27 protein-coding genes and 3 pseudogenes are annotated in these 24,179 nt (G+C 63.6%); 24 read left to right on the top strand and 6 right to left on the bottom strand.

Annotated features, from left to right (window positions below; all coding sequences use genetic code 11):
* Positions 1–321 precede the first annotated feature (321 nt).
* The 5 genes from BST13_RS26615 (at position 322) to BST13_RS26600 (ending at position 4,774) form a co-directional block, all read left to right on the top strand.
* Positions 322–1,443 carry a hypothetical protein gene (locus tag BST13_RS26615; protein ID WP_142282845.1) on the top strand — a complete coding sequence of 374 codons (1,122 nt, stop codon included), beginning with the start codon at positions 322–324 and terminating at the stop codon, positions 1,441–1,443.
* Positions 1,436–1,903, top strand: coding sequence for a hypothetical protein (locus tag BST13_RS26610; protein ID WP_083167311.1), 468 nt, complete (start codon positions 1,436–1,438; stop codon positions 1,901–1,903). The genes BST13_RS26615 and BST13_RS26610 overlap by 8 nt, the downstream gene beginning before the upstream one ends.
* A gap of 1,000 nt (positions 1,904–2,903) precedes the next feature.
* A complete protein-coding gene (locus BST13_RS39845; protein WP_245839810.1) occupies positions 2,904–3,236 on the top strand; it encodes a hypothetical protein in 333 nt (110 codons plus the stop codon).
* 245 nt (positions 3,237–3,481) lie between these two features.
* Entirely contained in the window at positions 3,482–3,640 is a 159-nt protein-coding gene (locus BST13_RS39340; protein WP_170064341.1) for a DUF6307 family protein, read from the top strand.
* A gap of 909 nt (positions 3,641–4,549) precedes the next feature.
* Positions 4,550–4,774 carry a hypothetical protein gene (locus BST13_RS26600; protein WP_232491155.1) on the top strand — a complete coding sequence of 75 codons (225 nt, stop codon included), beginning with the start codon at positions 4,550–4,552 and terminating at the stop codon, positions 4,772–4,774.
* A gap of 122 nt (positions 4,775–4,896) precedes the next feature.
* On the opposite strand, the gene BST13_RS39090 is transcribed toward BST13_RS26600, so the two are convergent.
* Positions 4,897–5,052: a hypothetical protein gene (locus tag BST13_RS39090; RefSeq protein ID WP_157680225.1), complete on the bottom strand. Its 156-nt coding sequence runs from the start codon at positions 5,050–5,052 to the stop codon at positions 4,897–4,899.
* Positions 5,053–5,287: 235 nt separating this feature from the next.
* Here BST13_RS39090 and BST13_RS39840 point away from each other — a divergent pair.
* The 4 genes and pseudogenes from BST13_RS39840 to BST13_RS26580 form a co-directional block, all read left to right on the top strand.
* Positions 5,288–5,503: pseudogene (locus tag BST13_RS39840) on the top strand (DUF5994 family protein); the annotation flags it as partial.
* A 71-nt stretch (positions 5,504–5,574) separates the two neighbouring features.
* Positions 5,575–5,778: a hypothetical protein gene (locus tag BST13_RS26590; protein ID WP_083167306.1), complete on the top strand. Its 204-nt coding sequence runs from the start codon at positions 5,575–5,577 to the stop codon at positions 5,776–5,778.
* A gap of 243 nt (positions 5,779–6,021) precedes the next feature.
* Positions 6,022–6,458, top strand: a pseudogene (locus BST13_RS40455) (transposase); the annotation flags it as partial.
* 252 nt (positions 6,459–6,710) lie between these two features.
* Positions 6,711–7,010 carry a DDE-type integrase/transposase/recombinase gene (locus tag BST13_RS26580; protein ID WP_158087201.1) on the top strand — a complete coding sequence of 100 codons (300 nt, stop codon included), beginning with the start codon at positions 6,711–6,713 and terminating at the stop codon, positions 7,008–7,010.
* A gap of 227 nt (positions 7,011–7,237) precedes the next feature.
* Here BST13_RS26580 and BST13_RS26575 read toward each other — a convergent pair whose 3' ends face one another.
* Both BST13_RS26575 and BST13_RS26570 read right to left on the bottom strand, forming a co-directional pair.
* The gene (locus BST13_RS26575; RefSeq protein WP_083167301.1) at positions 7,238–8,395 is read right to left on the bottom strand and encodes a fatty acid desaturase family protein; all 1,158 of its coding nucleotides are present in this window, start codon (positions 8,393–8,395) and stop codon (positions 7,238–7,240) included.
* A gap of 95 nt (positions 8,396–8,490) precedes the next feature.
* Entirely contained in the window at positions 8,491–9,249 is a 759-nt protein-coding gene (locus tag BST13_RS26570) for a TetR/AcrR family transcriptional regulator (RefSeq protein WP_083167299.1), read from the bottom strand.
* A 234-nt stretch (positions 9,250–9,483) separates the two neighbouring features.
* Here BST13_RS26570 and BST13_RS26565 point away from each other — a divergent pair, with 234 nt between their 5' ends.
* From BST13_RS26565 to nuoI, 7 genes are all read left to right on the top strand, one after another.
* Positions 9,484–10,017 carry a hypothetical protein gene (locus BST13_RS26565; RefSeq protein ID WP_083167439.1) on the top strand — a complete coding sequence of 178 codons (534 nt, stop codon included), beginning with the start codon at positions 9,484–9,486 and terminating at the stop codon, positions 10,015–10,017.
* Positions 10,004–10,177: a CsbD family protein gene (locus tag BST13_RS26560; protein ID WP_083167296.1), complete on the top strand. Its 174-nt coding sequence runs from the start codon at positions 10,004–10,006 to the stop codon at positions 10,175–10,177. The genes BST13_RS26565 and BST13_RS26560 overlap by 14 nt, the downstream gene beginning before the upstream one ends.
* A gap of 51 nt (positions 10,178–10,228) precedes the next feature.
* Positions 10,229–10,408 (top strand): DUF6131 family protein, encoded by a 180-nt coding sequence (locus BST13_RS26555; RefSeq protein WP_083167294.1) that lies wholly within the window; start codon positions 10,229–10,231, stop codon positions 10,406–10,408.
* Between the two features lie 211 nt (positions 10,409–10,619).
* The gene (locus tag BST13_RS26550; protein ID WP_142282843.1) at positions 10,620–11,093 is read left to right on the top strand and encodes a hypothetical protein; all 474 of its coding nucleotides are present in this window, start codon (positions 10,620–10,622) and stop codon (positions 11,091–11,093) included.
* A gap of 145 nt (positions 11,094–11,238) precedes the next feature.
* Positions 11,239–11,790 (top strand): DUF5994 family protein, encoded by a 552-nt coding sequence (locus BST13_RS26545; protein ID WP_083167289.1) that lies wholly within the window; start codon positions 11,239–11,241, stop codon positions 11,788–11,790.
* Positions 11,791–12,353: 563 nt separating this feature from the next.
* Positions 12,354–13,094 (top strand): GAF and ANTAR domain-containing protein, encoded by a 741-nt coding sequence (locus BST13_RS26540; protein WP_083167286.1) that lies wholly within the window; start codon positions 12,354–12,356, stop codon positions 13,092–13,094.
* A 459-nt stretch (positions 13,095–13,553) separates the two neighbouring features.
* Positions 13,554–14,078, top strand: coding sequence for an NADH-quinone oxidoreductase subunit NuoI (gene nuoI, locus BST13_RS26535; protein ID WP_083167283.1), 525 nt, complete (start codon positions 13,554–13,556; stop codon positions 14,076–14,078).
* Positions 14,079–14,331: 253 nt separating this feature from the next.
* Here the strand turns inward: nuoI and BST13_RS39335 are convergent, their stop codons facing one another.
* The gene (locus tag BST13_RS39335; protein WP_170064340.1) at positions 14,332–14,589 is read right to left on the bottom strand and encodes a hypothetical protein; all 258 of its coding nucleotides are present in this window, start codon (positions 14,587–14,589) and stop codon (positions 14,332–14,334) included.
* 59 nt (positions 14,590–14,648) lie between these two features.
* Between BST13_RS39335 and BST13_RS26530 the strand changes: the two genes are divergently transcribed.
* Positions 14,649–14,837 (top strand): hypothetical protein, encoded by a 189-nt coding sequence (locus tag BST13_RS26530; protein ID WP_198344620.1) that lies wholly within the window; start codon positions 14,649–14,651, stop codon positions 14,835–14,837.
* Here the strand turns inward: BST13_RS26530 and BST13_RS26525 are convergent.
* Positions 14,812–14,994: pseudogene (locus tag BST13_RS26525) on the bottom strand (transposase); the annotation flags it as partial. The gene BST13_RS26530 and the pseudogene BST13_RS26525 sit on opposite strands and share 26 nt — an antisense overlap.
* A gap of 128 nt (positions 14,995–15,122) precedes the next feature.
* Here BST13_RS26525 and BST13_RS26520 point away from each other — a divergent pair.
* The 5 genes from BST13_RS26520 to istB all read left to right on the top strand — a co-directional run bounded on the left by BST13_RS26520 (position 15,123) and on the right by istB (position 20,930).
* Entirely contained in the window at positions 15,123–16,949 is a 1,827-nt protein-coding gene (locus BST13_RS26520; RefSeq protein WP_142282842.1) for a tyrosine-type recombinase/integrase, read from the top strand.
* 41 nt (positions 16,950–16,990) lie between these two features.
* Complete coding sequence (locus BST13_RS26515) at positions 16,991–17,287, top strand: hypothetical protein (RefSeq protein WP_142282841.1); 297 nt, start codon at positions 16,991–16,993, stop codon at positions 17,285–17,287.
* A gap of 14 nt (positions 17,288–17,301) precedes the next feature.
* Complete coding sequence (locus BST13_RS26510) at positions 17,302–19,314, top strand: tyrosine-type recombinase/integrase (RefSeq protein WP_158087199.1); 2,013 nt, start codon at positions 17,302–17,304, stop codon at positions 19,312–19,314.
* A gap of 276 nt (positions 19,315–19,590) precedes the next feature.
* A complete protein-coding gene (locus tag BST13_RS26500; RefSeq protein WP_142282840.1) occupies positions 19,591–20,106 on the top strand; it encodes a hypothetical protein in 516 nt (171 codons plus the stop codon).
* A complete protein-coding gene (gene istB / locus BST13_RS26495) occupies positions 20,103–20,930 on the top strand; it encodes an IS21-like element helper ATPase IstB (protein ID WP_083167270.1) in 828 nt (275 codons plus the stop codon). The genes BST13_RS26500 and istB overlap by 4 nt, the downstream gene beginning before the upstream one ends.
* A gap of 175 nt (positions 20,931–21,105) precedes the next feature.
* Here istB and BST13_RS26490 read toward each other — a convergent pair whose 3' ends face one another.
* Complete coding sequence (locus tag BST13_RS26490) at positions 21,106–21,732, bottom strand: TetR/AcrR family transcriptional regulator (RefSeq protein ID WP_083167268.1); 627 nt, start codon at positions 21,730–21,732, stop codon at positions 21,106–21,108.
* Between the two features lie 145 nt (positions 21,733–21,877).
* On the opposite strand from BST13_RS26490, the gene BST13_RS26485 reads away from it, so the two are divergent.
* Both BST13_RS26485 and BST13_RS26480 read left to right on the top strand, forming a co-directional pair.
* A complete protein-coding gene (locus BST13_RS26485) occupies positions 21,878–22,855 on the top strand; it encodes an oxygenase MpaB family protein (RefSeq protein WP_158087198.1) in 978 nt (325 codons plus the stop codon).
* A gap of 78 nt (positions 22,856–22,933) precedes the next feature.
* Positions 22,934–23,806: a hypothetical protein gene (locus tag BST13_RS26480; protein WP_083167262.1), complete on the top strand. Its 873-nt coding sequence runs from the start codon at positions 22,934–22,936 to the stop codon at positions 23,804–23,806.
* Positions 23,807–24,179 lie beyond the last annotated feature (373 nt).

Here is a 24,179-nt window from a genome sequence, read left to right as displayed (position 1 = left end):
TGTTGGTGGGGTAATTTCGCCGCTGATCCTGTTGTGCAGGGTGTGCCGGGCCTGGCGGAGGTGGTGCGCCGGAACGGTACTCGTGCTGGTCAGCCGTTTTTGGTGCGGTCCGATGGGGTGTATCCGGTTACGGTGAATGCCTTCTTGGCGTCTGCGCGGATGCGAGGTTGCGCGGAGGGTACTCGGCGCAAGTATGCGATTCAGTTGTCGATTTGGCTGGGTTTCCTTGATGCGGTGGGGTGTTGCTGGTCAGATGCGACGGCCGATCAGGTTGGCGCGTTCAAGTTCTGGCGGATCAACGATGAGCGCAATCCTTGTCGAGTGACGGGTGGGACGTTCCGTGGCGGTTTGGTGGCGATCAATGCGTTCTACGAGTGGGCTGAGCGCCGTTATGGGGTGATGAATCCGGTCGAGCGTGTTGCGGTGCCTGTGGCCGGCGGCCGGCGTCAGGTCGACAGTTACCGTGCAGCTCCGCGGGTGGGGCGTGATCGCGACGTGAAGTGGCTGGATCCGGGAGGTTTCACGAGGTGGCGGGATGTCGGTTTGTGCGGGTTGGATCTGTCGGGGCGGGAGCTTTCGTGGTGGAGGGGGCGCAGTCCGCAGCGTGATTGCGCGTTCGTCGGTGGCCTGTATGGGACGGGTCTGCGGCTGACTGAGTGGGCCAGCATGTTGGTGCTGGAATTGCCGTTCGACGCGTCAGATCGTGCCTTTGTGACAGGTCAGTTGGCGGCGGCTTGTGCGAAAGGTGGTGTGCGGCGCAAGTATTGGATGCCGTATCCGGCTCTGAGTGCGGTGTTGTCCTATGGTGAGGGCGAGCGTGCTGCGGCGGTTCGGCGCGCGCAAGCAGTGGGACGCTATGACGGTGTGGCTGATCGGTTGGTTGTGCGGCGGCAACTTGGGGGTCGGCGCATCGAGGTCGTCGACGTGTTGGGTCGGTCGTCGGCGGTCTCGTTGGACGCTCTGCTGGCCCGGCTCGACAACCTCGCCGAGGCACACCAACGCCTCACCTCGGGCGAACACGTGTCGGGTCCCGCCGCCGAGCTCTACCGTGATCGTGTTCATAACGCCCAGCGGTTCACCGGCCACGTGCTGGCCACGCACCGCGATGCCCGCAAGCTGTACACCAACCCGGATCTGCAGATCTTCCCCGGCGTCGGGATGACATGCGTGTTCGACCCACAACGGGCGGCGTGCCGATTCAGCCGCGACGACACCGACAGCCGCCGAACCCCCGACTTGTCCGACTGCCAGCCCTACTGCGCCAACATCGCCCGCACCGACGGCGATATCGACGTCCTGCGTGAGCACGTCCAACGCCTCGCCCAACTCGTCGACGACCCGCTCGCCCCAGAGCCACGCACCCAGCGCGACCGTCACGAATTGCGGCGCCTGCGCACCATGGTGCTTGACCACGACAACGGAAGAACAGCACCGCATGACTGACTCCGAGGCCGAGCGCGCCGCGATCCGTGCCGCGATGACACGCCTTCTCGACGGCACACCCCAACGCTCCACCGGCGCATTATCAGTGCTGCAACTCGCCGCCGAAGCCGACGTCAAGCGATGGGTGCTGACCCATAAGCACATCGACCTCGCCGATGAATTCCGGTGTCGAGCACGGGCATTGGGCCCTATCCCGGTCGCCTTCTCGCATCTGGAACACCAGGCCAAAGACGCCCAGCAGACCATCGCGGAGTTGCGGGCCGACAACCGCAAACTACGCCAACAGGTCAGTGTCTACGCCCGCATCATCCACGAACTCACCGCACGAGACGCACCCCCGACATCGGTCATCGGCGCACACCTCAGCACTTCCACGGTGAGCGTAGAACCCGGCGGGCAGGGTAACCGTGTTCGCTGCCCAGCACCGCGCACCAGGTCAGATCCACCGGAGGGGGATTGACGCGGCGAGCACCGGGGTAATCCGTAAGCCATGACGGTTCACCATCCAATGCCATCGTGCGATTTGTGCGTCGTCGCGATACACGGCCAGCAGCGTGTCGCTGCGTTGGCGCGCGCATGCGCGGCGTGGTCAGCTCGGCGTGGTTTGGCCCCGCCGAGCCGCACCGCAGCGGTTATCGACCGAGTGCGTCAACTATGCAGCACCGCAACCGAATTGCGCCTGCAAGCCGGCGAGTACCGGTGGCGATTGGCGCAGGAACTGAAATAGGGCCCGTAGCAGAATCGTTGCCCTGCGCCGTGACCGTGCGCATAGCTGGCACCAGCCGAGGGGTCTCAGCGTCGACTCAGGTTCGCGACCGACCAGCGCCTCAGTAGCCGGCTCCAGATCAGGATCGGTCACGTGGGCGTCCGATGAAGTGATCCTCGCGGAGTCCGTCGCCGCCAACGATCAAGGTTGATGACGCAAGGTCGCAGGGTTTACCGATTGCACTGAGCGGCTGTGGCTGAGATCCGCGATTCATGAGTGCATGAATGAGCTGGTCATTCGCAACCCAAAGGAACGCGAGAGGATCGCGACGGGGCGCGGACGGCTGGTAGAAGAGCGCGGGCACCTCACAGGCGAGCGGTAGCAGGCAAGACGAGAAGTTGCGACGATGACTCGTTGGCGGGTGAGCGTTCCCGAGGAGGTGGTGATGTGTACGCCGTCTGAGTGTTGCTCGAAGCCGGTGACGGTTGAGTTCAGGATGATTCGGTCGCCCAGTTGTGCTGCGACGCGGCTCCGGTACCGCAAACCCGCCACACCCTACCCGGCGACGACGAACGATGGCGCCAGATCCAATATCTGATCGAAGACCCCGGACTGGAGACGCGCGATCGGGTCGCCGGGCTGCTGGTGCTGCTCTACAGCCATCCTCGCCACGCGACTGGTCACGCTCAAGGTTGCCGATGTCACCATCACCGACGACGCCGTCCACCTCGCCCTCGGCGCCGTCCCGCTCACCGTGCCCAGCCCGGTCGACCGCCTGCTCGACGACATCGTGCAGCAGCGCCGCGGATACGCCGCTGTCACGGTGGGCACCAATCCATGGTTGTTCCCCGGAGGCCGTTCCGGTGGGCACCTGTCTGCCAACCAGGTGGGCTTGCGGCTCAAACGAATTGGAATCTTCCCGCGGCTGGCCCGCAACACCGCCTTGATCGACCTCGCCGGCGAATTGCACGCTGTCGTGCTCGCCAAGCTCCTCGGCTTCAGCGTCAAACGCACCGTCACCTGGAGCGAAGAAGCCGGCAACACTCGCCCCCGCTACGCCGCCGAGGTCGCCCGCCGCAAGTCGTGATGACGCGATGTCAAGGCAGCCACGGACTGGGCCTCGTCCCCGGGAATGGGGCTCTTGCGCAAGGCAGGCGGCCCATTATCAGCTACCTCCTCCTAAGCGGATGGCTCTATTCCGACAGTCCAGACGACGTGCAGCCTCGGGATCGTCGTCTCTCGCCGCACCGCTCCGAGGCGCGCACAGAGTACTGTGGAGGGTTGTTGAGCGGCATCTCCATTGACGAACACGCTTGACGGAATGGGAAAATCATGAACGCCCCCAAGACCTTTCGCACGCCCTACGAAAAGCGCGTTGAACTCGTCAAACAAACACTGATCACATCGGCGATACTCGACGACGATAGTGCTGGCAAGCTCGCCGTCCAGGTGCTACGTGCGCTGGACTCAATTCCTGAGAAGATCCGCTAGGCGATTCGTCGACATGCCAGGAGAATCCGACGCGTTGCGTTGCTGAGCGCTGTCCGCAGCGCCCTTGCAGTACTGCCCCACAGCCTCATTGCCTGGCCACTGAGTTGCCCGTCGATAGAAGTAGCTGGAAAACAACCGGCCAGTCATCAGCGGTGAACTCACGACGGATTGGTTTGGGGCCGGTGTCGGCGGGAACCCGTGATGCAGCGGCGGATGAGTGGTCGTAATCGAAGTTCGCCGTTAGGCGTCACAGAAAAGCGACCTCGGGTTAAGCAGTCAGCGCGGTTCTGTGGCGTCGCGCTTGGATGTCGCGGTCGCTGTCGCACAACGTGTCAGTCAACCGGTGCCGGTGCCAGAAGAGTCGGCCCCAGGTGGGCCGGACCGTTGGTTGACTGGTTGCGCCTGGCTGAGCCCTGGGATGGTACCGGCGATGGCTGGGAATCGTTGCTTCGCAATACATCTCCTTCAGAGAGAACCGGACACTACGCGCGATGTCGCACAGTTTCACGTTGGGCGGCCGGGATTGGTCGACGAGTAGGGAGTTTGCTGGGCGTCTAGATTTGGGGCGTTGGCTGACGACGGCAACAACTTGGACAGTGTGTTCAACGTGCAGTCGGAGCTGTTTGCGTCGCCTATCGTCGAGTGATGCATTTATCGGCGCGGTTCGCAGCCAGCGGCACGAGAGGCCACCATTACTGTGGAGCAGGTGCTCGGATCGATGATTTGCATCATTTGCGTGGGGACCTCAGGGTCGAAGATCTCGGTTGAGGAACTGTGGAGTACAGCGCTGCCTGCGGTGATCGGTGAACTGGTCGGGTGTGTTATGCGGTTGATGGCTCATCGAGTTCGGGCGTTCGGGACGGCGAGCGCGAACGTGTCCACGTATCGGTTGAGGGGCCGTCCACATTGGTGGCTGGGGTTGACGATGGCGAGGATCGCGTCCGGTTCACTCTCACCGGTGCCGCGTTCGGCAAACGGGTCGAGGGCCAGGAGACCGATCCGCCGGTGGTGTGGATGCGCCTGGTCGTTCTCGGAGTGAAGTTTGGTGAGGCCTACGGTGTTAATGCCCGGGTGACCGGACCCGACGTTGAGGGGACGGGCAGCGGCGACGCCAGTCGGGCGTCCGTGTGCTGAACCGGTGATCTGCCGCCGGCCGGTCTGGATGTGCTAACGGAAGGTGTTCTCCGACACCGTTCTTCATCGGACTCCGGTGTGAATGGGTGATCTGAATTCTCTGGGCACTTGCGGCGACGCAGTCAGGGCGGGCCGTTGTCGAGGAGTCGGCGGTCGGCGTCGGCGTAGCGTGGCCTTTGATGGGTGAGCTGCCGTGCGCCAAAGTGGGTGTCGGCTGGTCGGTCGGCGTCCGCTGCGGCCGGCACCAGCGCGACCCGGTGTGAAGGGGTGGTTGCCACGGCGATGGCGTCGCGGCAGTCGACGGGGTCAAGCCCACGTGGAGCCAACAGCTATTTGAATGGTGCCCTTCACGGTTCCTCCGCGCAACCCGTCATGTGTGTCCTCGCCTGTCGCCATTTCGGGTGACTGCGAGTATCGTTAAACATGTTGGTGTTCGGTCATGCGGATTGCCCATGGGGTTTGGAGCATCGATCCAATAGGTCGATTGGCTCGACCATAGATGGGAGCGTTCATATGACGCTACAAGTCGTTGGGAATTCGCAACGAATGCAAGGCCCGCTCCGTACTCCGAGGTCGCGGTTGAAACCCAAAGCGCACCAAAGCGGCTATGTGGATGGGGCTTGGTGGCCTCGCAGCGATGACCTCAGCGCAGAGCTGCCAGACCTGTTGGCAGTGCTCTCAGTGCGCCTGGGCCGAATCGACCGAGTGCTAGACCACGCAGTTGCTTTCCCGAATTCGCATCCGGCGAAGGCTTCTGAAGAATGGGATGCTGGCGATATCGCCAGGGATCGGATTTGACCATGACTGTGCAAGTAACCCGCAACGACGGCCTCACTGATGAGTTTGCGCGCTTCGGTGACCGCTACATCAAGCACGCCGACGGGTCGTTGGAGGTTGTCCGTGCTGGAACAATGCAGCCCGTGACCTATCCGCTGGGCGGCTGGACCGAGGTAGCCGGTGACGAGAAGCGGAAGCGGCACGGGCTGTTTCGTCACCGCTTATAGTGCCCGGCATGTCTTCCCGCGGATGCGGGGCCGCGGGCGAAGGTTCCGGCGTTCAGCCGGGGAGCTGCGCCAACCGTGGGGAAGCCGTAGTTCCGCCTTCTGATTCCCAGCGTTCTTAAGCGGTGGAAGCCTGGGTGCGGCTGTCCCTGTCTAATTGACTCATCATGAGCAATCCGTCGAGGGTCGCGGCGTTGCGAGGTTGTGCCGCGGTCATCATGGTGCGGTGGGCGTCGGTGTTGGGGCGGTAAGTCTGATCCCATCGATGCCCTGGCAGTGGTTCGGGCGGTGGTGCGCCAACCGGATCTGCCGGTCGCCCGTCTCGACGGTGTGCAGGGCGAGCTGCGGCTGCTAGTAGATCATCGCCAATACCTTGGTGGCCGATCGGGCGCGGATCATTCCCCGGCTGCGCTGGCATCTGCATGAACTCGACCCCGGATGGACAGCGCCGACAACGATCGAGCGCACCAGCGCCTTTGACGCCGTGGCGGCCCACCTGCATGAATGCGATGATACGGCCGTGGTGCGCCGGTTGGCATTGCGCCTGGTCGAACATCTGCGAACGTTGACCGCTGAGATCGATGAATTCACCGCGCAGATCACTGAGCGGTGTAGCCATCGTTGCGCCGTCGCTGTTGACCCTTGTTGGCTGCGGTGCGCTCACGGCGGCCAAGATCGTCGGCTAGACCGGTCCCAGCGGGGCTGCGGTCCGGCGTGCCGATCTCGATGCCGCTGTCGCGGCCGCTCACTGCGCTTCTGACGGGTTTACGGGGCACCGCGGATCCTGGTCGACTTACGTGAGAAGGGCCGCACTGTGTCACCCAAGACAGTGGCTGCCTCGTTGGTACGCCAAGGCCTTCAGGGGATCAGTCCGCGTTCCTTCGCACCGGCCACGACCGTGGTCGATCTGGACGCCGCCACCCATCCCTGATCCGGTGAAACGCCGTTTCGATGCCGGGGCGCTGAACGCGGTGTGGACCAGCGACATCACCTACTTGCGCACCGGGGAAGGCTGGCTGTACCTGTGCGCGGTGTGTGATGGGCAGTCCCGGCGGGCGCTCGGCTGGGCGATTGAGGACCACCTCCATACCGACCTGGTCGAGGCCACGGTCGCGATGGCCGTGGCACTGCGTACGGATCTGCCCGAGCGGGTGGTGTTGCACGCCGATCGGGGTTGTCATACACCAGCGCGCAGATGGCTCGGGTTGCCCGCACCCACAGCCTGGTCCGCTTAGTCGGGCGGACCGGGTGTGCTGGGATAACGCTGCGACTGAATCCTTCTGGGCCACACTGAAAGTCGAGTTCTATGGCCGGTACTTGTGGCCGACTAAGTCGGCGGCTAAGCTAAGCTCGCCGTCGGCGACTGGATCGAACGGATCTACAATCGAACGGATCTACAACCGCCGCCGACGCCACTCAGCGATCGGCATGATCACCCGGTGGAATACGAAAACCGGATCACTCAGACGGCACAAGCCGCCTTACCCTGTGTCCACCAAAGCGGGTCACACCCATAGGTGAGTTCGGACAGTTTCGCAATCGGTTGCGCGGGAACGCGATTCGGGAGTGCGAGCGTGGTGATGGTGCGTAGGGTGCGGAGGTACTGGCGGGTAAGGGGACCGGTGGTGTAAGGGATGTTGAAGCGTGCGCACAGGGCCCGAATTTGTGGGGCGATCTGGGCGTAGCGGTTGCTGGGAAGGTCGGGGAACAGGTGGTGCTCGATCTGGTAGCAGAGGTTGCCGCTGAGGAATGCCAGTACCGGTCCGGCGCGGAAGTTCGCGGTGCCCAGCATTTGTCGTAGATACCATTCGGGTTTGGTCTCGTTCTTCAGGGCGGTAGGAGTGAATTTCTGTGTGCCGTCGGCGAAGTGCCCGCAGCAGATGGCCACGTAGGCCCACACGTTGCGGAGCAGGTTGGCGACCGTGTTCGCGGCGAGGGTGCGGCGCCATCGGCGAAGACTCAGTGCAGGAAAGATCAGATAGTCCTTGCTGGCTTGGCGGGCGATCTTGGTGGCCAGTGCTCGGGTGAGGGCGCTCTTGTCGGTATCGGTGGCCGCGTGTCTGGTCTGAGACTCCCAGCCCTGCAGTGCGATACCCCATTCGAACATGAGGGCCAGCACGATGTTTCGTAGCGGCTGCAACAGATTGCTCACCCGCCACTGTTGGTCGGGGGTGACCCGCATGATGCCGTATCCGAGGTCGTCGTCGATGCCGATGATGTTGGTGAAGACGTGGTGGCGGTAATTGTGGGCGTAGCGCCACTGCGAGGACACGCCGGCCATGTCCCACTCCCAGGTGCTGGAGTGGATCTCGGGGTCGTTCATCCAATCCCATTGACCGTGGCAGATGTTGTGGCCGAGTTCCATGTTCTCGATGCTCTTGGCGGTGGCAAGCGCCGCGGTGCCCAGTGCACAGCCCGTCTTGCTGCGGCTGGCGGCGATGATCAGCCGTGCGGCGACCTCCAGGCACCGCTGAAGGGCGATGGCGCGCAGGATGTATGCCCTGTCGCGGGCGCCGCGTGAATTCTCGGTGTCGCGCCGGATGGCGTCCAGAGACGCCCCGAGCGCGTGCAGGTCTGCCTCGCTGAGGTGGGCGTATTCGGCTACGTCTGTTATTGCCATCGGCGTCTGACCGCCAGTCGAAGTCGCCGGAGTGGCAACAAGACAGGGAATTTCGGGTGCGCCATGGTGGTCACGGCCGTTCGTGGTGGTTTCGCTTATGGCGGTTCTGGTGCGGGCACGGACGGTGCGTCGGGCACGCCGAGTCGGGTGGCCAGTCCGCTGAGCAGAATGTCGAGTCCGCGGTCGAGTTCGGCCCGCCCGTCGTAGGCGGCCCAGTCCGGTGCGAGGTCACGCACGTGCGGGAATTCGCCGATCGGCAACCGGTGCAGCCCGAGCCGCAACACGTGATCGATTTCCTCGGGGCGCTCGACGATCTCCTGCAGCTCGGTGAGCACATGGCCGTACAAAAACCCAAACAACGCCCGATAGACGCGCAGTGCGTCGCGGCCGGTGAAGCCGCACCGGGTCAACAGTGCGAGAACCTCTTCGAGATGCCGCAGTATTCCGGGCGGGCGCATCCCCAGCGGTGTCGACAGGGGGCGGGTGACCAGCAGCGGAACCACGTGGGGGTGCGCGCGTGCCAGGTCGCGGAAATCGTGGCCCAGTCGGCGCAAGGCGGCGACCCAGTCCGCCGTTGTGGTGTCCACGCAGAGTTGTTCGAAGACTATCTCGACCACCCCGTCGAGGACGGCCGCCTTGTTCGGGACGTGCCTGTAGATCGCCATCGGATCACGTCCCACCGCCTGCCCGAGGCGGCGCATCGACAGCGCGTCAACGCCATGTCGGTCAATGATGTCCAACGCGCCGGCCAGGACCGCTGCGCGAGTGATCGGCCCGTTCTGGCCGTTCACGGTGAGGTCGGTACTCGGGGCGTTGCCCTGCGCGCCTGACGGACCGGCTGGCGATTGAACCATGGACCAAGCACCCCTTCCGACTGCGTAACTCCGTGGATATCTTCACTGTAGACATACGCCGTAGAGATGGCAACGGCGAGGAGCCCGGCGCCCGGCACGGCCCTCTGTGCGATCCTCCCGGGCCGAGCGCGCCATCCGGTTTTCAACGTAGTTCTATTCCGTAGACATATACCGTTGACAAATGACGTTGAAAGGGCGTGTACTGGACTTCTAGCACAAGATTGAAGCGTGATCATGGTCCTCGTCATCGGATTGGTTGTTCTGCTCGTCGCGGTGGTCGTGGGGTTCACCGGGGTTCTGGCGAACGCGGGACCCGCGCATCCGTTGACGGAGAACTTCGATGCGTTGGGCTATCACCTCACCGGGTCGACCGGCACTCTGTTCGTTTTTGGGATCGCCGTCGGCGCGGTCGCGATGCAGGGACTAAATGTGTTGCTCGCCGGTGCCCGGCGCACCGCCCGACGCGGGCGAGCTGCCCGCCGTGACCTCGCCAAGTCCCGACGTGAGACGGCGTTTCTCAACGAGGAACACGACCGGCGGATCGAACACGACCACGACGACGCAGTCATACGTGCGGGCGTGGCCCCCAGCGGCCCGCTTGCGGCGAGAGAGACATCCCGCTTCGGCCGGTGGTGGCATGGTCGGCAACCGATTCGCACCGCAGGCCTCGACACCGTCGCCGGTAGGCCAGCTCCGGCCGACCCTCTGAGCCCGCGCTCGCGGGCCATCGACACCGAAGATCAAGGAGTCCGCAATGAGCGTCGGTAAAAAGATCGCCCACAAAGCCGAAGCCGCCAAGGGTGCGGTAAAAAAACTCATCGGCCGCGCCACCGGCAATACGCGCCTGCGTGCTGAAGGGCGTGCCGATCAATTCAAGGGCAACGCCAAACAGGCAGGCGCCAAGGTCAAAGACGCCTTTAAACACTGACCCGGCCCACACCGTGCTCGGTCACCTCTACACAGAATTAAGGCAAGTGCCATGATTGTTTTCGGAATCATCCTCATCGTCCTGGGGCTCCTGCTCCCCAGCCTGGTCCCGACGTTCGCGTTCGCGCATGTCGTCTTGGTCATCGGAGTCATACTGCTCGTCGTCGGTCTACTCCTGATGCTCATGGGACGGATGGGCCACGCCGTCGGCGGCCGCCGACACTATTACTGAGCGGCGCAGCGGACGACAGTGTCAACGCCGACTCACTTGCCGAGCCGACTCGAGCCGCGACCATACCCATCGGCTACACCATTCCCGCAGTGGGAAGCTTGGGCACTCTGCAGGTGAAGCTCGCTCATATCGCTAACCGCGCGATGAAGTACCTGGGGTGCAACCGATTACATGCTTTGCTCACGTTTCATCCAGCCCCCGAGGAGCCGATATGGCTACCAGCAATATTGTTTTCACTTCCCTCGTGGTGTTCGCGGTGGTGATGCCGGTTGCTGTCTTCGCGTGGATGGCGGGCAACAAACACAACAAACGCAACCCCGCGAAGGATGGCAAGATCGGCGTGGCCGCCAACGAGGAGCCGGCACCATTTGGACAGTGCGAGGCGTGGTCCGCCGACGCCGCCGCCAACGCGGAGTTGCACCGACAAAAGCCGGCAGCATTGCGTCCCGAGCCGGTCGGCACGGACTCGCCGACGTCCACGACAGTGTGGCAGCGACGTCCTCCGAACAGCGCCACGACCCAATGGGACCGCGCGGACACGATGTTGCCGGCTTCGCTTACATCCCAAGCACGCAGAACCGCCGACCCCAAAGAAAGCTCACGGCCAACAGAGCAAAGCACACACCGTGCACGCGTCGAGGAGCCTCGACGTGGACCGCAAATCGACACAAGCGCAACAACTTAAACAATCAAAGAGGCCGCAACCGCCCATCACGCGGGAGCGGCGTAATTTTCACAGACGTCGGCGCAACTTCGTATACGCAAACCACGCGTGTCAATCGTCGATTCCAAGAATATGGCCGATTCGCGGCCGGGACGGGAGCGTCGCCATGACGCAACAGCAGACTCGCACAACCTCTCAGAACGCCACCGCGCCGGCTCGCACTCCGCGGTTGCGGTTGAAACCCACGGCACCGCATAGCGGATACGTCGACGGGGCGTGGTGGCCGCACACCGATGATCTCAGCGCAGAGTTGCCAGACCTGTTGGCGGTGCTCTCGGAACGGCTGGGCCGCATTGACCGGGTGCTGTACAAGCTCAACACATGGGACAAAGCGCCACGGAAGCTCGTCACCGGCGGCCGTGCGGTACGTCTGGACGGATACCGACTCCAAGCGATCAACACCATTGAAGTTCTCGGGCTCGACGGTGACCGGGACCGGCTTGTGCTGCTGGTGATTGCGCCAAATACCGACGCTGACAACGCCCATACCATCATGATGACCGCAGCCCAACCCGGCAACGCCGCCACCACCGACAGTCTCCTGATGATCAGCCCCCGAGATCGCGACAGGCGCATCCAGGCGTCCATTGCTCAAGAGCGCTGGGAATCGGAAGGGGGCACAACAGCTCCGGCAAAGCTGGCGCCGGTCCCCGGCTGATGCCCACGCCGAAACGCCCTGGATCTCTCGGATCGCCGCGCCCAATACGGAAATCTGGACCGGCGCCCCGCGGCAACGGCAGCTCCCGGCGGATCACCCTGCAGGCCAAGGCCATGCCGCGTCATCCGACAGCTACGTCAAGAACACGTGCGCGAAGTCGGCATTCAAACCTGCGATCCCGCGTTTCACCCGTCTGGTTGACCTCGTCGGCACGGCATGCGCAAAACTGGCCGCCGGCCGAGCGCATGCGCAGTGAGGCCGTCATCGCCCATTTCGTCGACCACGTCGACGGCGCACGATTGCAAAACTCCTGACGATGCAGGCGCCACCTCGCACGCCTTCGCAGGCACCCGTGCCCCTTTGGTGAAGTTCCGGCTGTCGGTGCGCACCGCCGAGATCAAGAACCGCGGCACCGCTGAGGTGTTGCACGCGTCATCGTCATGGGATTTCCGGTTGAGCGGCGCCCGTTCTACGGTGCTTGGCGCGTTTACGCCGTTACGATTCCGTTGAGCCAGTGCCGACACGGCTGGTGACGATGAGCCAGGCTGGAGGACGGCGAGGCAATGACAGGCAACGATCGCCCGGATCCCTTGCGGCGCCTGGATGCAACCTCGGAGGCGATCGCCGACCTTCGCGGCATTCTCGCTGGGGAAGAGCCGCTTGATGACGTCTTGGCCCGAGTGGCCCAGACCGCGGCACGAGCGATCCCCGATGCCGACGCCGTGAGCATCACGGTGTTCAATGGCGACACTCGTCGCACTCCGGTGTGCACCGACGAACGGATCATCGGGCTTGACCACCTTCAGCAAGAGTCAGGCCGCGGACCGTGCGTCGAGGCGGCCCAACGTAGGATCCCGGTGCGGATGGAGATCAGCGGTGACACCCGGTGGCCGGAATTCTCCGAGGCCGCCGAGCAACTCCGTATTCAGGCGATATTGTCGGTGCCGCTGTTGATTGGCGATGACGACGTCGAACTGCTCGGATCCTTGAACGTCTACAGCTACACCGTGTCGGCGTTCGACCCTTTCGATGAAGGGCTGATGCGGCTTTACACCGTCGCAGCCAGCGCAGCCATCACCAACGCCCGCCTATGGCAACAGAGCAGGGACACCATCGCCCAGCTCGAACGCGCCCTGACGTCGCGGGCCGAAATCGACCAAGCCAAAGGGGCGTTGATGTCCGACCGCGGATGCACGGCCGACGAAGCGTTCCGGCTCCTCGTCGAAGAATCCCAACACCGCAACGTCAAGCTGTACGACATCGCGCGCAGCCTCCTGGCGTCGCTGCACCGAGATCCGGATTGATTCGACGATTCCCAAGGCGCGGTCGAGGAAGTCGGGGCGCGAAGATCGCTGCAGCGATCATCAGGCACTGATCTGCTCCTCGTTTCGGCAAATTGAGATGATCTTCGTAGTGTCCAGCACAGCGGATAGGACGCAGGATCATGCTGATGGTGTTTCGGACATCATCTGTCCTTCCCGCCAAGCTCACGCCCGGCGTGTCAGACCAAGACCAGATCCACCGTTACTCTTAGACCCAGACCACTCTGGCCGCCGCTTGACAGAGGAGCTAGCGACACCCCTGGGATTCGGGTGTATCTTGATGTTCCCGCTGAGGTGACGTGACAGGGCTGTTTCGAGGAATGCCGGTTGATGACACGGCCTAGTCTAGGGTCTCAGGTTCATGTGTACGTGGCCAAGCTCGGGGCAGGCAGTGCAGGAGGCCCGGCGCACTCGAAGTCGGCGCGACCCAGGAGGGCACACATGTTTACATTCCTCAAACCCATCGCGGGTTTTCGCGTGACGTTTTCGGCGATGTTCAAGAAGCCAGTCACCGAGGGGTATCCGGAGAAGCCGGGCCCGGTGGCGCCGCGCTATCACGGCCGCCATCAGCTCAACCGATGGCCCGACGGGTTGGAGAAGTGCATCGGGTGTGAGCTGTGCGCGTGGGCCTGCCCGGCCGACGCGATTTTCGTGGAGGGCGCCGATAACACCGAGGCCGAACGCTTTTCGCCGGGCGAGCGCTACGGGCGGGTGTATCAGATTAATTACCTGCGCTGCATCGGCTGCGGGTTCTGCATCGAGGCTTGCCCGACGCGAGCGCTGACGATGATCAACGACTACGAAATGGCCGACGACAACCGCGCCGACCTGATCTACGGCAAGGACCAGCTGCTGGCGCCACTGCAGCCCGGTATGGCGGCCCCGCCGCACCCGATGGCGCCTGGCAGCACCGAACGGGACTACTACCTCGGCAACATCGCCGCGGCGAACCCGGAAGCCCGGTGACCACGTTGTTGACCCGGACGCGCGGACGCGTACCTCCACCGGCGAAGTGATGCTGTTAGCGTCGGGCGTTGCGCACTGTTGGCCGTCGCTGAGTATGCAGATGATGCCGTCACTGTCGGTGCGGACGTGATTTCGGGAGTTGGTCTGCAAAGTGACGGGTTGGTCGGCGCGGCGACGTGCTGGTCGTCGTGGTGACGGGCGCCGGCGGGCGTGCCGAACGGCGCCCCCGATGGCTCGCGGGGCCATGATGAGGCTAGGCCGGTGGCGGCAAAGAGGCGACCGCGGTGTAGGGCCCGATCAGGGTCCAGGGCGGGTCGTCGATGCCGTATCGGTGGCGTTCACAGTAGGCGGCTGCCGACAGGATCGACAACGCGTGATGCAGCAGGTTGCGGTGTTGCCCAGCGCGGTGAACGTCAGGGTCCAGTGCCAGTAGCTGTCGGGTGCCGCCTCGGTAGATGCGTTCCAGGTATGCCCTGGTAGGGCGGCGCAGCCAGCGCAGCACCGTGGACACGGGCCGATCGATAGCAACCGCGATGTGCCGGTGTCGAAGTCCATTTGTCTTGTGCAGCAATGCCGTTCGAGCTGGCCGCAGGGGCACCGTCGCGGCGTGGGAACCATCGCCAACCCGCGGCGGCCGACAACAGCAAGCACCGCCGCCACGAGGAGAACGCGATCGTCGAACAGGCCGAACGGGCCTACGAAGTCCTCGTGGCTCACTGGCAACCCCGCAAACCCGCCACCACTCCCCGCTCACCTTGACAATTTCATCAGTCGAGCAGATCACCTTCGTTATTTCGGTGTCGTAGTCCAGGAACGGGACGAATTGACTCCAAGCGTTGCGCCACAACCGAATTGCCGCCGGATATCGATTGCCCCATTCGGCCTCGAACGCATCCAACGCCGCAGCGGCCGCGTCGGTGATTCTGACCGCCGATTCGGGAGTCGTTTGATCACGAATTTCGGAGTCGGTGTTGTGGCGAATGTGTTGTTGACTGTGAATTCGGGAGTCACCGGCTGTCCATGTGGCGTGGCTTGGATGTCTGTGTGCGGCCTTCGGGGTCGAAGTTGGAGCTGTACGCGGCGATCCGCCGGGATGCTCGCGCTGGGAAGTCGGCGCGGGCGATTCAGCGTGAGTACCGGGTGTCGTGGACAACGGTGCACAAGGCCTTGGGGTCGGCCTGGCCTTCGGAACGAAAGCACTATCCGAACCGGGGCAGCAAGATCGACGGTTACCGCGAGGTCATCGACAGTTGGCTGCGGACAGATCTGACCGCCCCGCGCAAACAGCGTCATACGGCTAAGCGGATCTTCGATCGGCTGCGCGAGGAGCATCAGGCCGAATTGTCGTATTCGCGGGTGCGCGCGTATGTGTCGATGCGCCGCGCGGAGATTCTCGCCGAATCCGGCCGGGCCCCGATCGAGGTGTTCGTGCCGCAGTCGCACAGGCCCGGGGAGGAAGCCGAGGTCGACTTCGGTGATGTGGTCGTCGAGCTGCGCGGTCAGCCGGTGACGTGCACGTTGTTCTCGTTGCGGTTGTCGTTTTCGGGTCGCGCGGTGCATCGACCTAATGCGGCGTGTCCGACGACCAACTGCGCGCGAGGCCGAGAACTCTGTCGATCCAGTGACACAGATCGACGACGGGATGGGTTCATGGAGCAGCGATCGGGCGCAGAGTTGCCGAAGACTGTCACCCGGATCGGCGGGGTGTGCGCGACCGGTAAGGCGGCGTTGCCCTGGGTGGTGACCGATGCAGCCCAGGAGCCGCTCGCGGCGATCAGCGACTTCTTGCAAGACTTCGTTGCCTGCGGGAACAGCGCCTCCTCATGCCGCTCTTATGCCTTCGACTTACTGCGATGGTGGCGGTTTCTTGCGACGGTCGACGTCGCGTGGGATCGAGCGCAACGCTCCGAGGTACGCGATTTCGTGTTGTGGCTGCGCACCGCCCACAACCCCGCTCGGGAGCGGCGCCGCACAGAGCAAGCGGTATCGGGTTCGGTGAACCCGCGCACCGGCAAGCAGTACCTGGCACCGGGATATGCCCCGGCGACGATTAACCACGCCCTGTCGGTGTTGGCGGCGTTTTACGACTTCCATCAGAGGACCGGCGAGGGGCCGGTGGTGTCGCCGGTGCCGCCACAGTCCGGCCACGGCCGCCGACTGAATGCGCATCACAACCCACTGGAGCCCTTCGCGCTGCATCGGCGCGCCACCTACCGGCAGAAACAGCCGGACCGAGACCCGCGGGCGGTGCCCGACGACGTGCTCGACGAGTTGTTCGGGGAACTCGATTGCCACCGCGACCGCGCCCTGTTCGCCATGTTGTTGTCTAGCGGGGCCCGTGCTGGGGAATTGCTCGGCATGACCGTGTCGGATGCGCATCCTGGTGATGGTCGAATCTTTGTGCGCGGCAAGGGTTTGGGCGGGGCAAAGCAGGCGTGTCCAGCGTCCCCAGAAGCGTTCTCCTGGTTGGCCCTGTATCTGGGTGAGCTCGCCGACGAAGGTGTGCGCCCGGGAACACACGAGGCGTTGTGGTGGACCCGAAGGAGACCGTTTCGTCCGTTGACCTATACGGCGTTGCGAGCAGTCCTGCGTCGGATCAACGAGAGGCTCGACACCAACATCAGCGCGCACGACCTCAGACATACCCTGTGCTTGCGGCTGGTCGACGATCCGCAGGTCAGCCTCGTCGATGTGCAGCAGGTGATGCGACACCGTCAGATCACCACCACCGGTTATTATCTGCGACCGAGACCCGACGAGGTGATCGCGAAGGTGCACGAGCACTACACCCGCCCACGACCGACACCACAACCGCTCGACGGGTGGTCCTACGATCCGCAGGATCTTGCCGACGTGTTTGGGCCCAGCTGATGGCCATGCGACACGGGCGTCTGGCCCGCACCCCGGTCAGCATGCGCGATCCCGCTGTCCTGATGGCGCCGGCAGCCAAAGTCCCATCACCTGTAACGCCCGAGGGCCGCGAGCGGGCATCGCGTGTGGAGCTTCTGCGGCTGGTGCCCTTGATGTTTAACCCTGATGCTCGCTATCAACAGCGGTGGCGGCTGGAGCGCGGCATGAACCGCGTCTTGAACTGGCTGGAGACCTTCCCCGGTGAGGATTGGCAGGATCGCTGGTTGCTCAGCGGTTCGGACGAATTGGGAACACGTTGGGGACCGGACGACTTGACCCAGCACAGCGGCAGAACCTGACGTTAGGGATGCGGATGCTCATCGTCTTCCGCGCGGTCCGCCCTTGCTACCCGTGGCTGTCTGGCAGCCGCAACCTCGGCCTCTACGCCGACTTCCGTCGACACAACCAGGCGCCCACCTTCGCTCAAATCCAACGACGGCTGCTGCCGCGAGATACCTACAAGGAATACGCCGACGAGGCGCTGAACCTGTTGACCCGCATGGTGATCGTGACCGGCAAGGATCTACTCGCGCTGAACCTCGACGACTTCGACGATTACGTCGCCGCACGCCGAGCCAGCAGTCGAAAGGTACCTGCGCTGCCACTGGCCTATGAGCTGCTGCACGGAGCGGGCGGGCTCACTGGACTACCTCCGACGCTGCGTGAGGCCCGCAATCGCGGTCAGTTGAGCGTGGCTGAGCTGGTCGACAAATACCCGATCGCCAACGGCGTGATTCGTGCCGTGCTGATCCACTACCTCGTGGAGCGTTCCGCGCTTATCGACTACGGCACACTGGTCAACCAGGTGCAGGCCCTCACCGACTTGTTCTGGTGTGATCTCGAACGCCACCATCCCGGCATCGCATCGCTGCACTTGCCCAGCGACGTCGCCGCAGCATGGAAGCAGCGGATCCGGGTGCTGCCCAACGGCCGCCCCCGTCGCAACGCGCACACGGTCGTCCTGGTCGTGCGATCGTTCTACCTAGACCTACGCCAATGGTCACTCGAAGATCCAGCCCGCTGGGCACAATGGGCGGTGCCCTGCCCAATTCGGGAAACCGACGTGGCTGGCTACGGGAAGGAAACCCGGCGCCGTCAAGCGCGGATGCAGGAACGCACCCGCACCCTCATCCCGGTGCTGCCCCGACTCGTCCACGCCGCAGAGAACGAACTCGCTGTTGCCGAACGACTACTCGGCGTCGGCCGCAAGGCCCGACCGGGCGACGAATTCACCGTCGACGAGGTACGGTTCCGTCGTGCTGGACGCGAAACCAGTAACTGGCGGCCATCGGCGCTGTTCGTCGTTCCGCTTGATGAGCACGGCAACCCCAAAACCCGGTTCGACGCCGAACGCCGGGAGGAAAACGCGTTCTGGACATGGGCGATCGTGGAGATCCTGCGCCGCACCGGTATTCGGATCGAGGAACTGCTCGAACTGACTCACCTCAGCTTCCGGCAATACCAGACACCCACCGGCGAGATGATGCCGCTGCTGCAGACCAGCCCATCGAAGACCGACCGAGAACGCGTCCTACCAGCGGACCCGGAAGTGGTCGGTGTGCTCGCCCGCATCATTCGCCGCATCAAGAACGACAACGGCAAAGTGCCGCTGCTAAGCCGCTACGACATCTACGAGCGAACCTTCGGGCCCCCGCTGCCGCACCTGTTCCAGCACGCGTTGCGGCACCGCCGGGAAGTATTGAGCCCAGGCCGGGTCCGCGAACTCCTTGCCAAGTTGGCCGAACGCGCCGAGATCGTCGATGTCGACGGCAAGCCGCTGGTGTTCACTCCACACGATTTCCGAAGAGTCTTCTCCACCGAGACCGTCAACGGCGGCCTACCCATTCACATTGCGGCAAAAGTACTGGGACACTTGGACTTGAACACCACGCAAGGCTATGTCGCCGTCTATCCCGAGGAAGTGATCAAGCACTACCGGCACTTCGTCGACCAACGGCGTGAGCGCTGCCCCAGCGACGAATACCGCGAACCCACCGACGCCGAATGGGACGAGTTCCGCGACCACTTCAACCTGCGACAAGTCGCCCTCGGCCGCTGCGACCGGCCATACGGGACGCCCTGCCAGCACGAAAATTCCTGTGTCCGTTGCCCGATGCTGCGAATGTCGTTGAAACAGCCGCCGCGGCTGCTCGAGATTGAGGCCAACACCCACGAACGCCTCGTCGAAGCACGCCGGATGCGCTGGCTCGGCGAAGTCGCCGCACTCGAAGAGAGCTTGCGGCACATCGCGAACAAGAAGGACCAAGCGGAACGGCTTCGCCAGCGCGATAGCACAGGTGAATACGGAACCGAATCGCTCGGATGAAAGCCATTGCACGACAATGCAAACCACCTGGTCAGTAGTGCGGAGAAGGGTGTTCCTGTCGGCTGGGCAGGAAGCGTTCTTGGAGGGCCATGTGCACGCCTTCGAGGTTCTCGTCGGTGTGCCGTTCAGTCGGATCCGTTACGACAACTTGAAATCGGCGGTTTCGGCGGTGTTGGGTTTGTCGCGGCATCGGGTGGAAAACGACCGTTGGGTGGCGTTCCGGTCCCACTACGGGATCGAGGGCGTTCTACTGCCAACCCGGAGTGCAGGGTGCCCATGAGAAGGGCGGTGTGGAAGGCCAGATCGGCTGGGTTCCGCCGCAATCACTTCGTTCCGGTTCCGCAGATCGAATCGATCGCCGAACTGAACGCCATGATCGACAAATGGGACGCCGATGACCTGGATCGCCGCGTCGGTTCCCCGGTGCACGACGCCTGGTGGGCAGCGGCCCGCAAGACTCACGGCGACGCTACCGGCACCCGCGAACTGATCGCCGTCTTGCTGGCGCACCGGCATCTGCCGCATGAACTGGTGGTCATAGGGTTGGTCCGCGCCCTGGGCGCCGGGGCGCTGACTGCCGACTCCGTGGTCTTAGAGGCGCGAAAGGCGGCTGAGGACAACACTTCTGAACACCAGGGCGTACGCCATGAAACCGCAGACGAGGCCGAGGCCGTGGCGTCGCTGACCGCGCGACGACTGGCCGCACTGCCTACTGATTCTCGGCCGCTGCCCTCGGTGGCGGCCTACGACGCTCTGCTGCGCAATCCTAGGAAGGACACCGCCACCTCATGAGTACGACTTCTGCGAGCACCGGTTTGCCGCACCGGCGCGGGTTGACCGAGCAAGCTGCTGACGCTGCTGTGGAGCAGGCCTGCCGGATGCTGCGCTTGCCGACGATTCGCGTCAACTTCGCCGAGCTGGCCGACGAGGCCGCCGCCGAGCAGATGTCCTATCGCGGATTTCTGGCCGAACTCTTGATGGCCGAATGCGATGACCGGGCCCGGCGCCGTGCTACGCGGCGGATCAAAGCCGCCGGCTTCCCCCGCGACAAGTCGTTGCGGGCGTGGGATTTCGACGCCAACCCTCAAGTTGACGCGGCCGCGGTGCACACGCTGGCCAAATGCGAATGGGTCAAGAAAGGGTTGCCGCTGTGCTTGATCGGCGATTCGGGCACCGGTAAGAGCCATCTGCTGATCGCGTTGGGCACCGAGGCGGCGATGGCCGGGTACCGGGTGAAGTACACGTTGGCCACCAAGCTGGTCAACGAACTCGTCGAGGCCGCCGACGACAAGCAACTGTCCAAGACCATCGCTCGCTACGGCCGGGTCGATCTGCTCTGCATCGATGAGCTGGGCTACATGGAGCTCGACCGGCGCGGCGCTGAACTGCTGTTTCAGGTGCTCACCGAACGCGAGGAGAAGGCTTCGGTGGCGATTGCGTCTAACGAGAGTTTCTCTGGGTGGACCAAGACATTCACCGACCCACGGCTATGCGCGGCCATCGTGGACCGACTTACTTTCGGCGGCAACATCATCGAAACTGGAACTGATTCCTTCCGTCTGGCCCAGACCCGATCAAAACACAACCCCGCCGCCTCCGACGATGCTCGTGCCTGATCGTCGGCACTCGACGGCGAGCTAGCTGTGTCAGCTGTTTGAGGCGTCGTAGGCCTCGGCGATGAGTTCTGCGCTGGCGTCGGGATGGTTTGGCTGCCAGTGCCAAGCGCGGCCGGGCAGAGGACTGCGCCTCCACCCTCGCCGACCGCTACCTGGGGTCGTATTAAGGCGGGCCCTATCGTTCCTGGTTCGCGATGTTCCCGACACCGACGAGCAAGTCGACCAGGTAGTCGGCGAGCTGGGCGCGATCGATGTCGAGAACACCGCGAGCCCAACGCACCACGACTTCGAAGATGCCCGACGCCAACACAATTGAGGTAAGTTGTGCTTGACGATCGTTTTGATCGAGAAGTTCCTCGGCCGCACTTTGCATGAGTTGAGCGATCAGCGAGACAGCGTTGTCACGGCGTTCTCGCAGGGCCGGGGTGGCCGTCATGTTGACGATGAGGTGTCGCCAGCGGGGGTCGTCATCGACAATCGACAGAGTGGCCTCGGTAGCTGCCCGAGCCCATTTGGCGGGATCTGATCCCGCGTCAGTCAGCCGGACTCCTAGGTCCGGCAGCAGCCGCGCATGCAGCCCGTAGTCGGCCAGCGCGCCGAGCAGTTCATCACAGCTCGTGAAGTGCTCGTAGAAGTAGCGGTCGTTGAGTTCCGCCCGACGGCAGACGCCACGCACAGTGATCGCTTCGACACCGGACTCGGCCAGCACATCCAGGGCCGCCTCTAGCAGCGCCACCCGCCGGCGCTCCTTACGCTCGGCAACGCTCAATCCGGTGTACCGGTATCGGTTCGGTGTCCTCATCGTCGAATCGATCCTAGGTAACCCCTCGCCTCGATATGGGATCGGGCATGCCTGCTTGACGAACCCACATCCTTTGGTGAACAGTATCACCAAATGCTGGTTTGGTGAGTATGTTCACCAAATGACACATGGGAGGACGTCAAACATGAGCGTGAGCATTCCGGCAGACCCGGACACACCGATCACCCCCCTTGGGCCCGATTCGCTGTTCTGGCGGTTGTTCGCTGATTCGCGGGTGGTGCCCTATGTGTTCTGGGGCGGCACGATTCAAAACCTGTATCCCGGGTTGGCCGCAGTCGTGGAGGAACACTCCACGGTCAAACAGGAACCGATGCAGCGGTTGCTGCGATCGCTGTACACGATCTTGGGCACCGCTTTCGACGGTGAGCGCGCCCACCAGACATCTCAGGAATTGGTGCAGTATCACCGCGGGCTGGTGTCGACCGACAGCACCGGACGCCGCGCCCCTGCGCTGCGCCCGGACACGTTCTATTGGGCACACGCCACCTACATCGTCGCAGCCCTGGAGATGGCCGAGAACTTCTACGGTGGATTCACCAAGGGGCAACAGGAGCAGCTGTTCGAAGAGTTCAAGGTGATCTGGCGCCAGTACGGCATCAAGTACCGAGACGAACCAGACACCCTGGACACGTTCTGGGTCTACTGGGACCACATGGTCAGCCACGAACTGGTGATGACCCAGGCATTCAAGGATCTGTTCTACTACCGATTCGGCGTGCACAACACGCCACCGCGCTGGATCCCCGCACCGCTGTACCGAGGCGTCCTCAACGGAATCGGGATGCCGATCTTCCGCCTGTATGCGACCGGGATGTATCCCGGGCCGGTGCGTCGGCTCGCCGGGCTGAAATGGACCCGCACTCACCAACGGATTTTCGATGCCATCAACCTCGTGCTGCGGCTGGTGTGGCGGGTACTGCCCGAGCGGGCCCGCATGCACCCGCGAGCACGGCAAGGGTGGCTTCGCGTCCGCGGCGATCTGCCCGCCGACGCACCACTGCTGACAGCACCGCCCCGCTACGCCCCGCCACCGCAGTACCGCAACCGGCCCCACAATTTCCAGCCGATCCCACCAACCGAGAACACCGCCGCGTCGCAGTAAAACCCCGCCCCGTCGCGCAACTGCCGCGCCAAGCCCCCAGCCCCATATTCCGTTGAGCCCCAAGGGAGAAACATCGCAATGGTGCAACTTGATGTGTTCTGGTCGTACAGTATCGGTGCCAGCCTCGCACTGTCGGCCACCCACCAACTCCGATCCGCCGCCCGCGCCCCCCGGCACACACCCATCGATCGGCCGCGATGGCAGTCAGCGTTGACCGACCCCTACCTGACCGCCACCATGTTGTTTTGTGCCGGCCTGTTCGCCCCCAGCGGGGCATGGCTGCTGTGGGGCTTCACCAGCTGGGAAACCATGCACGCCGCACCCACCCATGACGCTCTGCCGGTCTGGCTGGTCGCCGTGTTCGCCGCCACCAACACCACCCAAGGCGTACTGGGATACCTGGTGACTCGATGGCTCATCACCCGCGGCCACATGCAGTGGGCCTTCATGCAGATGGTGGCCGGCTACTTCGCGCTGTTCTTCATCCTTAGCTACGGCTGGAACGGCACCGGCTACCAACGCTTCTTCTCCGCCGATGCCACCACATTCGCGCACTGGACTGACGCTCCTGCATCCCAGAACATTCGGGCGTGGGCCACCTCCCCAGTGGCATTGACGCTCTACGCGTTACTCGGGATGCTCGTCGTAGTGATGCTGTTCATTATGGGACGCTGGCACGCTGACGGGCTACGCCTCACCGGACGCCTCGGCCCACGCCCTCTGGTGGCGCTCGGACTGTGGGCAACCACCATGATCGTTACCCTGGCGGCTGCGCTGACCACGGGACTCCTTGTGCACCTTCTTGGTTGGATACCCACCATCTTGTTCGCCGCGGCCATCACCGGGGGCATAGTCACCCGCCGCAACGGAATCGCCGAGCGCACCGTCAAGCTCTTCGGCATCAACGACACCACCACCCACCCACTACCGGCCACCGCATCCCTTGTGTGAGAGGCGCGTTCATGCGCCATACCCAACTGAAGGTCAGCGGGCAGGTGCTATGCGTCAGAAGCTCGCCGGTCCACGTCGAGATCCAGACAGGCAGATGCTCGACGATGATGTGACACCTGGGAGGCCCTACCTATCGCGAGATGGTGGGACGATCCGACTGGGTAGGCCCATGACCGTAGCGAGACCTACCGGCGAGCAGCGCTAGAGAAACTTCGCGGCAAACCAGGCCATTCCGGCGGGTGCCTCGCCGTTGCAGCGGTGTCGCAGGTTCCTGAAAAGTAGACCGCTGAGGTTCCGGTGAGTTCTAGTCAACGTCGCAACAACGGCGGACCACTGGAGGCTAACAGCGCCGCGAATAGGTCTGCGGGGCAAC

The sequence above is a fragment of the Mycobacterium aquaticum genome, from assembly GCF_002086485.1.
GTDB lineage: Bacteria > Actinomycetota > Actinomycetes > Mycobacteriales > Mycobacteriaceae > Mycobacterium > Mycobacterium aquaticum.
Note: the sequence above shows the minus strand (reverse complement) of the source record. Positions and strands in the feature narration are given on the sequence as shown.

Bases quoted from the DNA above. Each gene is read 5' to 3' on its own strand.
- BST13_RS26610 (WP_083167311.1), top strand. From the start codon at position 1,436: ATGACTGACTCCGAGGCCGAGCGCGCCGCGATCCGTGCCGCGATGACA.
- BST13_RS26510 (WP_158087199.1), top strand. From the start codon at position 17,302: ATGCTCATCGTCTTCCGCGCGGTCCGCCCTTGCTACCCGTGGCTGTCT.
- BST13_RS26560 (WP_083167296.1), top strand. From the start codon at position 10,004: ATGAGCGTCGGTAAAAAGATCGCCCACAAAGCCGAAGCCGCCAAGGGT.
- BST13_RS26540 (WP_083167286.1), top strand. From the start codon at position 12,354: ATGACAGGCAACGATCGCCCGGATCCCTTGCGGCGCCTGGATGCAACC.
- BST13_RS26575 (WP_083167301.1), bottom strand. From the start codon at position 8,395: ATGGCAATAACAGACGTAGCCGAATACGCCCACCTCAGCGAGGCAGAC.
- nuoI (WP_083167283.1), top strand. From the start codon at position 13,554: ATGTTTACATTCCTCAAACCCATCGCGGGTTTTCGCGTGACGTTTTCG.
- BST13_RS26485 (WP_158087198.1), top strand. From the start codon at position 21,878: ATGAGCGTGAGCATTCCGGCAGACCCGGACACACCGATCACCCCCCTT.
- BST13_RS26590 (WP_083167306.1), top strand. From the start codon at position 5,575: ATGACTGTGCAAGTAACCCGCAACGACGGCCTCACTGATGAGTTTGCG.
- BST13_RS26570 (WP_083167299.1), bottom strand. From the start codon at position 9,249: ATGGTTCAATCGCCAGCCGGTCCGTCAGGCGCGCAGGGCAACGCCCCG.
- BST13_RS26545 (WP_083167289.1), top strand. From the start codon at position 11,239: ATGACGCAACAGCAGACTCGCACAACCTCTCAGAACGCCACCGCGCCG.
- BST13_RS26565 (WP_083167439.1), top strand. From the start codon at position 9,484: ATGGTCCTCGTCATCGGATTGGTTGTTCTGCTCGTCGCGGTGGTCGTG.
- istB (WP_083167270.1), top strand. From the start codon at position 20,103: ATGAGTACGACTTCTGCGAGCACCGGTTTGCCGCACCGGCGCGGGTTG.
- BST13_RS26530 (WP_198344620.1), top strand. From the start codon at position 14,649: ATGCCGTTCGAGCTGGCCGCAGGGGCACCGTCGCGGCGTGGGAACCAT.
- BST13_RS26550 (WP_142282843.1), top strand. From the start codon at position 10,620: ATGGCTACCAGCAATATTGTTTTCACTTCCCTCGTGGTGTTCGCGGTG.
- BST13_RS26515 (WP_142282841.1), top strand. From the start codon at position 16,991: ATGCGCGATCCCGCTGTCCTGATGGCGCCGGCAGCCAAAGTCCCATCA.
- BST13_RS26480 (WP_083167262.1), top strand. From the start codon at position 22,934: ATGGTGCAACTTGATGTGTTCTGGTCGTACAGTATCGGTGCCAGCCTC.
- BST13_RS26490 (WP_083167268.1), bottom strand. From the start codon at position 21,732: ATGAGGACACCGAACCGATACCGGTACACCGGATTGAGCGTTGCCGAG.
- BST13_RS26500 (WP_142282840.1), top strand. From the start codon at position 19,591: ATGAGAAGGGCGGTGTGGAAGGCCAGATCGGCTGGGTTCCGCCGCAAT.
- BST13_RS39340 (WP_170064341.1), top strand. From the start codon at position 3,482: ATGAACGCCCCCAAGACCTTTCGCACGCCCTACGAAAAGCGCGTTGAA.
- BST13_RS26555 (WP_083167294.1), top strand. From the start codon at position 10,229: ATGATTGTTTTCGGAATCATCCTCATCGTCCTGGGGCTCCTGCTCCCC.